This is a genomic window from Paenibacillus sp. Z6-24 (assembly GCF_054161335.1).
Genome location: NZ_CP096398.1, coordinates 342,637 through 356,143 on the forward strand (window position 1 = coordinate 342,637; position 13,507 = coordinate 356,143).

Below are 13,507 nucleotides of genomic sequence, written 5' to 3' on the forward strand. Positions count from 1 at the left end.
TACAAAATAAGCAAGATGGAGATATAATGGCGCTACCCAAATAAGCACCATCGTCTGCTCTTTGAATGTAAAGGCAGATGATGGTGCTTTGTTATTATATACAAAATCGTGCGACTACCCTGATTGGCTATAAAGAAAAGCAGGATAGCTTTAGCTTTGAAGCTGCTTCAGGATCAGCGGGTCCTTGATCTTGGTATCCTGAGCCAGCATGACGATCTTGGACAGGATCTCGGCGGTACGCGGATCTTCATCCATAAAAGGCAGGAAGATCCGGCCGCGATGCTGGGAATGTACCGGGATAATATTCAGCGCCCCGGCAGCCTGCTTGTACACGATCGCGCTGCCCAGATGAACGCTGTAATGACCAAGACTGCCCTGAATAAGCGCGTGATTATTCTTGATCTGCACATTGCTGATCTTCATCAGACGCAGCGATTCTTCCACAATTGCCCGGCGCATCTCGATGGTGGACAGGCTGGCCTCCGGATCAACGCCGCCGACATGGGCGACACTGACTGCCAGATCGATATCCCGCATCACCTCGGAGAACAGGACGGCTGGCACCTGCTCCAGCGGAACCGGCTTGTACGTCGTCCGGTCATGGAACTGTACGGTCTCCAGTGTCGGAGCTTCCGTATCGGCCGGAGAGAACCAGTCGGCCATGGCATAGATGCTGGCGATCAGATTGTTACGATAGTCCACCTTCTGCAGTCCGTCCTCATAGCTGACGGTCCAGCCGCGTCCGCGCAGCAGGGCGACCGTCTTATTCGGCTGCACCTGATGACCGGCATAACGCCGGGATACCGTACCGCTGGCTTTTTCATCGTCATTGAGCAGATACAGCTCGCGGAATACCTGCTTGAAAGGTTCCCGATTGCGCTGATCCGGACGGTCAATCTGCTTGGCATGGAGCTGGTGCTGTATCAGATCGCGCTGGAACAGATGCCAGTGTCCGCTTTGGTATAGATGAAGCGGATGGGCGATAATGACTTCATCTCCTGGCTGCAGTCTGTGTTCGGTATAACCTGCCACTGCTGCCGGGGAAGTGTCGGAGCCGGAAAGCATAGGTGCAGACTCGCTGCTCTCCCCATCCATAGCTGTACCGGCAGGGTTCTCCCCGGCTGCCTGCGGCGTAAGCAGGCAGGAAGCTTCGCTGTTAATATAGCCCAGTGTCTGTCCACTTCGGAAGACGAGAGAGCGGAAGAGCGGCGCCAGCACCGGATTCTGCTGGAGCCGTCTGACTTCTTCGGCAGTGAAGGCCGTCTGATTCACCATGGAGCGTTCCAGTTCACTGCGCGCACGCCGGTACTGATCGGTCAGTTCGGTCTTCAGCTCCTTGAGCCGGATGATGTATTCGTGTTTGTTCAGCCGGGACGGAACGGATTTGAGCGGCTTGCCGCCTTTGACTGCTGTCATGCTGGTCTTGCCTTCCGGATCAATCTCCAGCCGGGCATACAGTCCGTCTTCTATTTCATGCGGATTGAAATAAGCGAGCAGCTCATCGACTTTGCGTGCTTCCATATCCCAGGTCAGGCGTGTGACATCGGCATAACCGGCGTTGCGTGCCAGATTGTCCAGAGCGATGGCAGAGGCGGCCGCTTCACTTGCCCGGCGCTGAGCGCCGAAGCTTTTGCTTTCCTTGAGGAACTGCTGTATGAATTCGTAGCGTCCGCGGATATCCTGCTCCCGCTGCTTCTGTGCCAGCGGAATCAGCGTGTAGGCCAGCAGCTGGTCTTTGTTGCGCTTGGCCGCTACACTCTGCCGGGTCTGCTCCAGATCCAGCTGCCCCCGCGCCGCATCCGCGAACAGCTGACTGCGCCGGTGATTGGAGCCGGCCGAGATATATTTGGCTGCGTCATACAGCAGCTTGAACCGCTCTGCACCGAGTTCCTGATAAGCCTGCTGGAACCAGTTCAGGTCAAAGGCACCATCATTGAACTCCTGCGGTGTGATCGGCGAATAGTGGGCGACGATCGTTTCCTTTTCGGCCGAGAAGGTCTCGTTGATATGAGCATGGAAATACCATGCTGCACTGCGCAGTCCCTGCCAGTTCAGATGAGCAGCGATAATCTCGATCCACTGCGGAGCATACATGGCCGCTTCCAGCAGGCGCTTCTCGTTGACCGGATAGGTCTTCAGCAGTTCGGCGAGTGTCTGCTCGTTTTCTTCTTTCAGCGGATGGCTATTTTTCAGCAGCTGGCTGAATGTTTCTTTCTTGGTGGTATTGTTATAGCTGTAAATATAGCCCCGGACAAAGGTCTCTTTTTGCAGATGGGACAGGATGGAGAGGAAATATTCCATACCATCGATCCGCTGGATCGCCATCGCCAGCCGTGTGACTTCAGTTGGCAGTTCCCCGCGCTGTAATTCGATATCCATAATCCGGACGATAGCCTGTTCGGCGAGCGGGCGGATGCTCGGGAATTGTTCCAGCAGATTATACTGGCTGGACGGACTGGTCATGAGCCGGATAAAGTCCTGCGCACGTTCACCCACCAGCATTTGCTTGTACAGTTCATTGGTCTGGATAATGCCCATCTCGTACATTCTGGCGTAATCATCGACTCCCAGATGCATATAGGAGATATGATGAATATCCAGCGGCCGCAAGTTGTAGAGCGTATGGAAGCGCCGCCGGGCGGAGTCTTCATTATATGAACGGCTGCGCAGCAGGTTGACCCACGGATCTGCCAGCAGCATCAGCACACCGCCATCGGGTTCCAGACGTTCGGCCGGGAAATCCTGCATCAGCCGGTTCAGAGCCAGATGGGCGATATCGAATACGTCCTGCTTATCGCTGTCTTCCAGATAGGCAACGAGCAGCGAATCGATCTGCTCGTTGTAAGGCAGACGGTCATACCAGTCACGGATCCCGATCATCTGCTCTACCGGATAAAAGGAACGGATGAATTCGCCCCGCCAGCCTTCCAACAGGATATGGTTCTTCAGCTCGTTATATTCCATGGCATCGGAGAAGTATCGGTACAGCTGGTTCAAGTTCTGATCCAGGCGATCCGTCTGTGTATAGAGAAACAGCTGCATTAATCCCAGATTATCCAGACCGCTCTGATCCAGATATTCCTGCCATACCCCGGTCAGTGGATAGCGTTCCAGTTCTTTGGACAGATCATCTTCTTCCACGACCCGGTTCCGGTAAAACAGCGGCTGCAGTTTGTTGCCAAGCAGCAGCGTATCCTTGTAATTGCTGTAATATTCGACCTCGTATTCATGGTCACGGTGTTCATGTATCAGATCATTCAATCCCTGCAGAACCGACATGATCTTGTCCTGCTCCAGCGTGAATACCTGTGTATTCATATCGAAATGGCCTGTGTCCGGCGGGATGTTCAGCCAGTCTTCGACCAGATTCGGATCGCACAGGCCGTAGCCGTTAGCTGCCGTGTATTCGGCCGTCTGGTTAAGCTTTGCCAGCAGCGTCTTCTCCTTGGGAGTCGGGCTGGTGAGCGACTCGGTCATTGCAGCCAGCCGGTCATACTGCTGCTGACGCTCCGGTTTGCCCTGCAGCTCGGTGATCGTCTCGAGCGCAGCGAGCCGCTGCAGTTCACTTTTGCTGCCCAGCAGCCGTGCAATGACCGGTTCCAGCAGTTCTCCCGGTTGGCCCAGCAGCAGCTGAATGGCACTCTGACGCAGTGATCCGGTCTTCAGCTTGAGCAGATCCTCGATCAGTTCCAGTTCCACTTCAGCCCATACGAAGGTTTTAGTCAGCTCCAGGGCCTTGTCCCGGTTGGACATGCTTTTGTCGGTCAGCGCTGCGAATACAAACTGGCGCTGTTCGGGATCATGGCCATCCTTGCTGACTACATAATCAAGCAGGGTGCCGCGCATATCCGGACTCATCCGATCCCTGAGCTGCAGAATCTCCCCGATCAGCTGTGCATCCATATCATAAGCGGCCAGATAGATCAGCTTATGGAGGAGCAGGTCGGAAGAGTACTGGATCGTAACACCATCCAGCACGCTCGAGGAAAAGGTGATCTCGCGCTCATTCAGTCCCAGGTAAATTTCCCTGATCCGTTCGAAATCCTGCACCCGGTCAGATTTGGCTTCCAGCAGAGGAGTACGGGGAACCCGCATCACACGCTGCGAGTCACTCATGCCGCTGACGAAATCCCACGTATATTCGCATTGATAGCTGTAGTTGTTCAGCACCCAGTACAGCAGCTCTCCATCATGCTCCTGCAGATGGGGACGGGCAATGCGCAGACGCAATTCCTTGTTCTGGCTGTTGCTGAGCACATACAGGGCGACGATTTGCTGATAGCGCACTCCGGTATCCATCAGGTACTGGATATGGTCATACAGCTCCTGTTCTTCATGTACAGCGGTCGCCCACAGGCTGATGTAGATTTTGTTGGCATTTTCGTCGCCAAGCCATTCCCGGCGAAGGGAATGGTCTGCCAGCGCTTCGTACGCCTGGCGGATCAGCTGTCCGGCTACACGTGTATTCGCTGCCTCGAGCGGCAGTCCTGTCCACGTACCCAGCGCCCTGACGATAGCGCTGTAGCGGATCAGATCATGCTGCAAAATCGTATCGATCAGCATCATGGAAGCTTCCAGCGTACCCTGATCCAGCATCTCGGCGATCGACTGACGCAGTCCCTCCTGAAGTCTGGCAGCCACGAGCAGCTCGCTGATCATCCGGTGAGCGTCGGAGCGATGGGACATGAGCATGCCCTGAATAACCGGATAGGACAGCAGTGCAGTCTGATTATCTCCATAAATGATCTCGTGCAGCGCCTGCCGCACCTGTTCGTTATCTCGGTCCAGCTCATAGGCGATCAGATCGGGAATGGCTTCCTGATTTACCCGGTAGTCTGAGATCAGTGGGTAGCTGCGATCGGCCAGCATGGTCATCAGATCAAATCCAAAACCATGCAAAGACAGCAGGGAGATCATTTTGCTCAAAATTTGTTCCTTATGTAATGTGAGATCCTGGGTGCGATAGGGACGACGGTAATAGCCGCTGCTGTACGGATACTCGGTCGCATGGGCGGTAATATAGCGGAAGATCGCTGCCGTCTGTTCATCGGTCAACACGGCCACAACTCCGACCAGCGGTTCATAGAGCGATCCCCCGCTTTCTGCTGCGAGCTGCTCCAGACACTGCATCAGTCTTGCAATCTCCTCCTGCTGATTGTGAATATATCTGCTCTGATACAGTTTCACACAGCTGTCTGCGAGTTCCTTCCACGGCCCGGGCATCGCTGCTGCACGCTCCTCGATCCGGCTGATCGACTGCTGATACAGTTCATCCATGGTGCTCATTATTCATTCTCCTCTCCATACTTGGTCTTACCACATGCTGCCTGCCAGCATGGTCAGGCGAATAAAGGCCGCTTCATCTCCTGGAGCCAACTGTACGTTCTCGTCCAGACCGGTGACTTCCTGCTCCCGCAGAAATACTTTATATAATCCATCTTCAAAAGCGAGCAGTGCGGTATCCACAGCCTGCCGCTCTTCCGGCAGACGATCATCATGAATCTCCTGAAAGCCGACTTTGCCGACCTGTGCCTGCTGCTCGATATCATGGCTTGTCAGATAAGGGATAAACGAAGCATCGGTCTGCTTCTCCCTGAACTGCCGTACATTTTCCTGTACGATAAAGGTAATCAATTCCCGCAGCGTAGCAGGAGTCGCAGCAAGCTCCAGCGGCTGCCGGGTGAGCCAGTTTTTGCGGCGTCCCAAACTTTTGACCGTTACGTAAATCAGCATGACCGTTCTCCTTCATGAAAATGTACTTTTATGATACACCAATAACCTTAGCATATCATAATCCTTTTATAGGAACAAATGTTCTGTTTTTGAGTGTATAGAAGGGAATATCACATCGGAAACACCAAAAAAGCCCTCCCACAAAATCGACTGCGACTTTGTGGAGGGCTGTTGTATTCTTATGGAAATGACAAGGACAGTGGCATCAGGCCTGCAGTACCGCGTACGCTTCCTGCAATACTTCCTGCGGCTTCATATTGCTCAGATTCTTCGGCACGACGTGAACGGAGATACGGCTGTTCAGTGCTTCTTTGACCTGCGAAGCGATCTGCTTCTCACCGCTGAGAATAATCTCATCCCACTGATGCTCACGGGCCAATTTCTCGATAATCGGTGTCAAACGCTTGATCCAGCGGGGACGGATAACATCCCATTGTTCCGTGTAATTTTCGCGCTGCTTGTTCACAGTGGATTTCAGATCGCTGATATTCTGACTGGCACGTTCCCGCCAATCATCATTGACCATATCCCATTCATAGTAATATTCTTTGTTAATCTCGCATAACAGGCTGTCGAGTACGGTAACCGTATCGTTGCTAAGCTGCAGAATTCCGGCAGCCGGGCAGCGTGACATCAGGGCGTGCAGTTCTTCCAGATGCGGCTCGGACTCAAAGTAAAAGGCATTGGGCACACCGGTCTGTATCTTTTCGCAGAAGAATAATCCTCCGGACGAATCGGCTACAATGATCAGGCCCTTTTTCATCTCGGTTCGGCTGTTTTCCACCTTTTCCTCGACTTTGGCCTGAAGCTCCAGCAGCATGTCCAGATATCTCGGATCTTCTCCGGCTTGCGTATACTCGGCGAGCTTTTTGAAACCGTTCTTGAGGCGTATCTTCCATTCCGGCTGGGTGTTGGCAGTTGGCTCAGTGTTCAGATAGATCGTCAGGAAACGTTCTGCCGATTGGGCAGAGTACTTCTGAAGTGCTTTCCAATTTTCCATAAATCCCATTGCAGTACCTCCTCAAAGAGAGTTCCTTTGTTTTTACCCGTCTGCGCATATACCCAAACTTTTTTAACAATAATTTCAAAAAAATATAATCCAAAATGAACTTCTATCAGCTGATATGTTTCTGTACTCACCAAGCAGATCGTTATTTTGGAATTTCACACACTTGACTTATTTTGTCCAACTTTCAATCACTTTTAAGTTATCGCCATCCTGCGCGAAGTGCAGGAACTGCATGACATCACCGGCAGTCTTTTCTCCTGTCGTTTTGTCTTCATTGGTAATTCTGTAATGAATGGCCGCCCAATCTCCGCTGATCAGCATATTATCAAAATGAATACGCTTTGTATCGGTCGAATCGGCAACGTCCTTCATAGAAGCTTTGTATTCGGAGAGGCTCAATGTGTCGCTATTCGTATGATACTGCAGGTTGCTGTCGTAATAGGTATCTGCCCATTTCTCCCAGGAATCGAAACCCTGGTTCCATTTTTCGAAATCATTCAATATAACGTTCTTAATCTTCTTGCCCATATCGGTCTGAATTGGCGTAGGATTGGTAACGGGATACTTGACTTCAAGATCCGTTGTATCAGGGATCTTTGCATTGACAATGGCATCTAACGAAGCCTGCTGTGCTGCTTTTTCATCGTCATTTTGGAAACTTGTCAAAGCCTCGAAATCTGCGCCTTTTGTTCCAGCCCAGCCTTCTACAACTCGAGTGCCCAGCTCATCTCCATAGTCCTTGAAGTGGACAAATTCCATTACACTTCCATCCGATGACTTTTGGCTCTGTCGGTCGGTCGTTGAGATGTCATATCGAATGGCGGCCCAGTCGCCGGAAATAATCATGTTGTTAAATTTCCCCATCTGTATATCACTGGACTTCAGCAATGCGTTCATGGAAGACTGATATTCCTTCAAAGTGAGTTTAACGCCATGAACATTATAAAGAGAATCTGGGGTGTAGAGAATGTCGCCCCATGCTTCCCAAGTATCATATCCTTTGTTCCAGTTTTCAAATCCGTTAAGCAGTCTATTCTGGATGTTTTTTTCCATTTCAGTTTCGATCGGGGTAGGGTTGACGATCGGGAAACTAGCTGCTAATTCTTCCGTGTTATCGTAGGAATCAGAGACATTTACCACAGATTCAGTCGAGTTGGTGGTTGCTACTTCCTTCGTAATGCTCGAGGCTGTGTTCGTTTTTGCTTCACATCCTACACCAGATATAAGAATGGCCATAGCTGTCATACTCATCGCAAACGTCTTAATCCTGTTTTTTTTCATATTAATTTTCCTCTCCCACTGTATGATATAAAGTTATTGTACAGTTTGAGAAATTCTGCAGCATCGTACAAAAGGGCACCATGCTCTACCTTTTTGGGAACTAAAGATTGTCATTTTGTAAATTTCCACATGAAAAAGTTCACTTAGGAAGATGGAGAATAGACGAACCGACTGATATGAAAGACCATCCTACTCATAAGGCTGTCTCTATAGAGTAGTAATGAAAATAATAAACAGCAGTTGACTGGAGCCGCATAAGCGTCTATACTAATCATTGTTATTAAAAGTAAGTATATTATTAATAGTGTTAATTCGGAGGATGAAATAGATGAATAAAGAACAAAGAAAACAGGAAATCCTGGCCGCTTATGAAGCCAGACATGCGACCAAAGCATTTGATCCGGAACAAAAAATTTCCGAGGACGATTTTGAATTTATTCTGGAGACAGGCCGCCTGTCACCAAGCTCCGTCGGTTCCGAACCTTGGAAATTCCTCGTGATTCAGAATATGGACCTGCGCAACAAACTGCGTGAAGTGACATGGGGCGCACAGGGGCAGCTGCCTACAGCGAGCCACTTTGTCGTTATTTTGGCCCGCAAAAATGTACGTTACGACTCCGCTTACCTGCGTGAGCAGATGATCGAAGTGAAACAGATGCCGGAAGAAGTGTTCAATCAGGTACTGGGTCGCTACAGAGAGTTCCAGGAAAATGACCTGAAACTGCTGGAAAGCGAACGCGCATTGTTCGACTGGGCGTCCAAGCAGACGTATATCGCACTCGGCAACATGATGACCGCAGCTGCAGAGATCGGTATCGACTCCTGCCCAATCGAAGGATTCCATATGGAATCGGTAGAGAAAATCCTGAATGACGAAGGCCTGCTGGAAAATGGAGAGTTTGGCGTAAGTGTCATGGCTGCCTTTGGCTACCGTACAGACAAAGAGCTTCGTCCAAAAGCAAGAAGAACCGCAGAACAAGTGGTACAGTGGATTAACTGATCCATGTTTACGATAAAGCAAAAGAGGAGAGCACCAGTACAGCTGGCGCTCTCCTCTTTATTTATATGATGGTAGCAAGAAAATTAGTGGTGATCTTTGGCTTCGCCGACACGCTGCTGGATTCCGCCTTTGGCTTTGTCCAGTTTGCCTTCAGCCTGCAGGGAGGCATTATCTGTAGCATTACCGTATTGATCTTTGGCTTCGCCTTTTACTTTGGAAACTGCACCTTTGATCTTATCGCCCAGACCGTTATCTTTATGATTATCCATAGTTAACATCTCCTGTTCTGATTGTACATTCGTTCCGGTAACATCGATAGAAAGCAACCGGGTATGTCTTTTATTACCCTTCCGCCTCCTGCTTTAAACAAGTACGGCAGTTAGTTGACAATCAGCGGGCTTGTCGGCACAATAAAAGCCAGCATCTCAGCAGAGCAGGAGGAAGGTAAATGACGATTAAAGCAGTCATCTTTGATTTTGACGGATTAATTCTGGATACGGAAAGTGTATGGTTCGAGTGTTATCGTAAAGTGCTGAGCGGGTATGAGATGGAGCTGACGCTGGACCGGTTCGCTCCAAGCATCGGTACGCATGGCACCGAGTTCCTCGATTATGTAGAGGAGACGATCGGTCAGCCGGGAATCGGCAGCATAATTGACCGGGAAGTATATAAGCTGCATCAGCAGAAAATGGAGCTGATCCAGGCGCGTGAAGGGGTAGCCGACTATCTGCATACCGCCCGGGAGATGGGCCTGCGGATCGGCCTTGCCACCAGTTCGAATCGTGACTGGATTGAGCATTTTCTCGGAAGATTGGGATTGCGTGAATATTTTGAAGTCATCAAGACAAGTGATGATGTATCTGCGGTGAAGCCCGATCCGGAACTGTATTTGCGTGCAACGGATGAGCTCGGAGTGAAGCCGGAGGAGGCGCTCGCTTTTGAAGATTCGCTCAATGGTCTGCGTGCTGCCAAGGCGGCCGGACTGCATTGTACGATTGTACCCAATCCAGTCACTTCGCTGCTGCCGTTTGAGCATTATGATCTAAGGCTGGATTCGATGGCCGAGATGCCGCTTGCGGCCGTACTGGAGAGACTGGCAGCAGAGAAGAACTAATATGTATGAGCAGGAATGCCCGATATCCATAGACAGGCAGATCCATCGATATACGCTGCATCATTGATGGTTAATATCCGGGAGGAATGTTATTTTGAAATTATTTATTCATCGTAAAGACCTGCGTATCCATGATCTCGCCGGCTTCGATTACCTGCGTGAAGCACAGGCCGAGAGCATGCATCTGCTGATTCTGGACCCGTTTCTGCTGCGCGGGGGCAGGGAGAAGGAACACAGCGGACTGAATTTCCTGCAGCATGTCCGCCGTCTCGTGCATCTGTATGAACAGCACGGTCTGAGACTGCATATCGCCTATGGTGAGCCGGAGCAGGTGCTGGATTATGTATTGGAACAGCAGCAGATCGACGAAGTGGTGGTTCACCGTGACTTTACGCCATATGCGAGAGAGCGTGACCGCAAGCTGCGTCAGACAGCCGAGCAGCGGGGAGTAGCTTTTACCCTGTTGGTGGATCATATGATGATTCACGTGGAACATTTTGCCGAATTTACGGGAAAAGACGGGTATTATAAGGTATTTGCCCCTTTTCACCGGAAATGGCTGGATTTTCTCGGCCAGCATCCGAACCCGGTCTCTTCCACCAGCCTGGGAGAACTGAAGATGTCCGGTCAGGAGATGGACTGGTCGGAGCGTTTTCGGCCGCCTTTTCAGCTGGATGAGTATGAACCTGCCGGCGAACCGGAGCCGCTGCTTGCGCATTTTCTGGCAGAGCTGATCGCGGACTACGGTGAAGAACGGGATTATTATGCGATCGATCCTTCGAGCGGACTGAACCCGCATGTCGTGCTGGGCGCTGTCTCGGTACGGGAGCTGTACGACCGGGCGCTACGAGAGCAGGGGAGCGAGGAATGGATTCGCCAGATCGCTTTCCGGGACTTTTATTTGTATCAGGCGATCTATGATGAGGATTATTTCCGGTATGAGCACCGGTACGATCTGTCTGCGCTGGATGATCGTTATTTTGAAGCCTGGTATACAGGGCAGACCGGTATCCCGGTGATCGATGCTTCGATGCGCCAGCTGAACGAGACGGGACGGATGCATAACCGATTGCGCATTCTGTCGGCGATGTTCCTGACCAAAAATCTGCAGTGTCCATTCACGCTCGGGGAGCAGTATTTCCGCCGCAAGCTGCTGGATTACGACAATATTATCAACCGGGGCAACTGGATGTGGTGCGCTTCACTGGGCGCCAATTCGGCACCGTACTTCCGGGTCGTGAATCCGGTCACCCAGTCGGCCAAATACGATCCGGAGGGCGATTATCTCCGTCACTGGCTGCCGGAACTGAAAGATCTGTCGATCAAGGAGATCCATCAGCCCCGTCCGGATGCTATTGTGGATCTGAAGCGTTCTCGGGCCGCAGCGATCGAGACGTACAAGGGAATTGTTCAGCCTTTGTAAAAATGAACGTAATGAATATGAAACATATGCTATAAAGAAGCGAATTTTTTAACTTTCGGTTAACAATTTGCTTCTTTTTTTACATTCCGCAGGGTTTACCGCGTACATTGTGCTGATTATTGATTGTTACAATCAACTCGTTGAATACATACGACGGCATTGGATAATGACCGCGAATTATGAGGAGATGATCATTAATGTTGAACAAGATCCGGGAAAACGGTCTGCGTAAGATAGTGTCCCCTGTAAGTGCAGGCGTACTGACAGCGGCAATGCTGCTGGGCGCACTGCCGGCAGGCACAGGAGAAGCGGCAGCCAAGGAGCAGCCAGAGATCAAGGCCAAAAATGTAATTATACTGATCCCCGATGGCATGAGCATGGACGGTACAACGCTGGCACGCTGGTATAATGGCGGAGAAGCGCTGGCACTGGACGAGATGGCGAGCGGACTGGTACGTACATATTCGGCAGATGCAGCGATTGCGGATTCCGCACCGGCAGGCACTGCCTTTGCAACAGGATACAAATCCCACACCGGTTATGTCGGTGTACTGCCGGATCAGAACACGATGCCGGGTCTTCCTGCACTGGCTCCGGGTGATGCCAAGAAACCGGTTGCGAATGTGCTGGAAGCGGCCAAACTGGCCAAAAAATCGACAGGCATTGTCGCTACTTCCGAAATCATGCACGCGACACCGGCCGACTTTAGCGCCCACTATCCGGACCGCAGCAACTATGACGCACTGAGCGAGCAGCAGGTATATGCAGGCATCGACGTGGTACTCGGCGGCGGCGCGCAGTACTTTACCCCGGCAGGCCGCAAAGACGGTGAAAACCTGCTGAATGTGATTCATTCCCAGGGTTATAACGTAGTGACCAATACCGCCGAACTAAAAGCTTCCCATTCCGGAAAAGTATGGGGCATGTTCGCAGATAAAGCGATGGATTACGATATGGACCGCAATCCAGACGAACAGCCGAGTCTCGCCGAAATGACGTCTAAAGCGATTGAAGTACTGTCCAAGGACGAAGATGGATTCTTCCTGATGGTCGAAGGCAGCAAAGTGGACTGGGCAGCACATGCCAACGATCCAATGGGCATTATCAGTGATGTAAATGCGTTTGACGCAGCGGTAGCGGAAGCGCTGAAATTTGCCAAGGAAGACCAGAATACACTCGTCATTGCGACGACAGACCATGGTAACGGCGGTCTGACCATCGGTGACCGTGAGACGACGAGCACGTACGATGAACTGCCTTTGTCGACCTTTATCGATCCGCTGAAAAAGGCCAAAGTAACCGGTGAAGGCCTGGAGAAAAAGCTGAACAGCGACCGCAGCAATATCGAGCAGGTGATGAGCGAATTCTTCGGCATTACCGACCTGACGGCTGAAGAAACGGCAGCGATCCGTGCAGCCAAAGCAGGCGGCATGAACGCCGTCGTCGGCCCGATGATCAGCAAGCGCGCCCATATCGGCTGGACGAGCGGCGGACATACCGGCGGTGATGTCGTATTGTACTCTTATGCTCCAGGCGGCAAGCAGTTGACTGGTCTGGTGGAAAATACGGACATCGCCCGCTATATGGAATCCGCGATGGGATTGGATCTGGCAGCGGTGACGAACCGTCTGTTCGTTCCGGCAGAAGAAGGATTTGCAGCCCGCGGCGCTACTGTGACATGGGATAAGAGCGACGAGAAGAACCCTGTCATCGTCGTTACCAAAGGCACAGACACACTGCGTCTGCCTGTCTACAAAAACACAGCCCAGCTGAACGGCGAGACGGTACGTCTGGAAGGCAATGTGATCTTCAATGGGGAAAAAGTCTTTGTACCGCAGCAGGCAATTGACCTGATGTAATAAGCTGGATAGTTGTTAGATCGATGTGAGATGGGATTGTTTTACAGGCTGTTCTCCGCTGGGTTATGCTTAGCGAAGAACAGCTTAT

9 protein-coding genes are annotated in these 13,507 nt (G+C 51.2%); 4 read left to right on the forward strand and 5 right to left on the reverse strand.

Features of this window, described 5'->3' with window-relative positions:
- Positions 1 to 150: 150 nt before the first annotated feature.
- From M1D61_RS01485 to M1D61_RS01500, 4 genes are all read right to left on the reverse strand, one after another.
- Positions 151 to 5,286 carry a DUF5724 domain-containing protein gene (locus M1D61_RS01485; RefSeq protein ID WP_458120863.1) on the reverse strand — a complete coding sequence of 1,712 codons (5,136 nt, stop codon included), beginning with the start codon at positions 5,284 to 5,286 and terminating at the stop codon, positions 151 to 153.
- Between the two features lie 27 nt (positions 5,287 to 5,313).
- Entirely contained in the window at positions 5,314 to 5,733 is a 420-nt protein-coding gene (locus M1D61_RS01490) for a hypothetical protein (protein WP_458120864.1), read from the reverse strand.
- A gap of 205 nt (positions 5,734 to 5,938) precedes the next feature.
- The gene (locus M1D61_RS01495) at positions 5,939 to 6,742 is read right to left on the reverse strand and encodes a VLRF1 family aeRF1-type release factor (RefSeq protein ID WP_458120865.1); all 804 of its coding nucleotides are present in this window, start codon (positions 6,740 to 6,742) and stop codon (positions 5,939 to 5,941) included.
- Between the two features lie 168 nt (positions 6,743 to 6,910).
- Positions 6,911 to 8,023 (reverse strand): nuclear transport factor 2 family protein, encoded by a 1,113-nt coding sequence (locus M1D61_RS01500; protein ID WP_458120866.1) that lies wholly within the window; start codon positions 8,021 to 8,023, stop codon positions 6,911 to 6,913.
- 328 nt (positions 8,024 to 8,351) lie between these two features.
- Here M1D61_RS01500 and M1D61_RS01505 point away from each other — a divergent pair, with 328 nt between their 5' ends.
- Positions 8,352 to 9,023 (forward strand): NAD(P)H-dependent oxidoreductase, encoded by a 672-nt coding sequence (locus M1D61_RS01505; RefSeq protein ID WP_046212619.1) that lies wholly within the window; start codon positions 8,352 to 8,354, stop codon positions 9,021 to 9,023.
- An 83-nt stretch (positions 9,024 to 9,106) separates the two neighbouring features.
- On the opposite strand, the gene M1D61_RS01510 is transcribed toward M1D61_RS01505, so the two are convergent.
- Positions 9,107 to 9,292 (reverse strand): CsbD family protein, encoded by a 186-nt coding sequence (locus M1D61_RS01510; RefSeq protein WP_458120867.1) that lies wholly within the window; start codon positions 9,290 to 9,292, stop codon positions 9,107 to 9,109.
- Between the two features lie 179 nt (positions 9,293 to 9,471).
- Here M1D61_RS01510 and M1D61_RS01515 point away from each other — a divergent pair, with 179 nt between their 5' ends.
- The 3 genes from M1D61_RS01515 (at position 9,472) to M1D61_RS01525 (ending at position 13,419) form a co-directional block, all read left to right on the forward strand.
- Entirely contained in the window at positions 9,472 to 10,137 is a 666-nt protein-coding gene (locus tag M1D61_RS01515; RefSeq protein ID WP_458120868.1) for an HAD family hydrolase, read from the forward strand.
- Positions 10,138 to 10,231: 94 nt separating this feature from the next.
- A complete protein-coding gene (locus M1D61_RS01520; RefSeq protein WP_458120869.1) occupies positions 10,232 to 11,560 on the forward strand; it encodes a cryptochrome/photolyase family protein in 1,329 nt (442 codons plus the stop codon).
- A gap of 197 nt (positions 11,561 to 11,757) precedes the next feature.
- Positions 11,758 to 13,419 (forward strand): alkaline phosphatase, encoded by a 1,662-nt coding sequence (locus tag M1D61_RS01525; protein WP_458120870.1) that lies wholly within the window; start codon positions 11,758 to 11,760, stop codon positions 13,417 to 13,419.
- Positions 13,420 to 13,507: the final 88 nt, after the last annotated feature.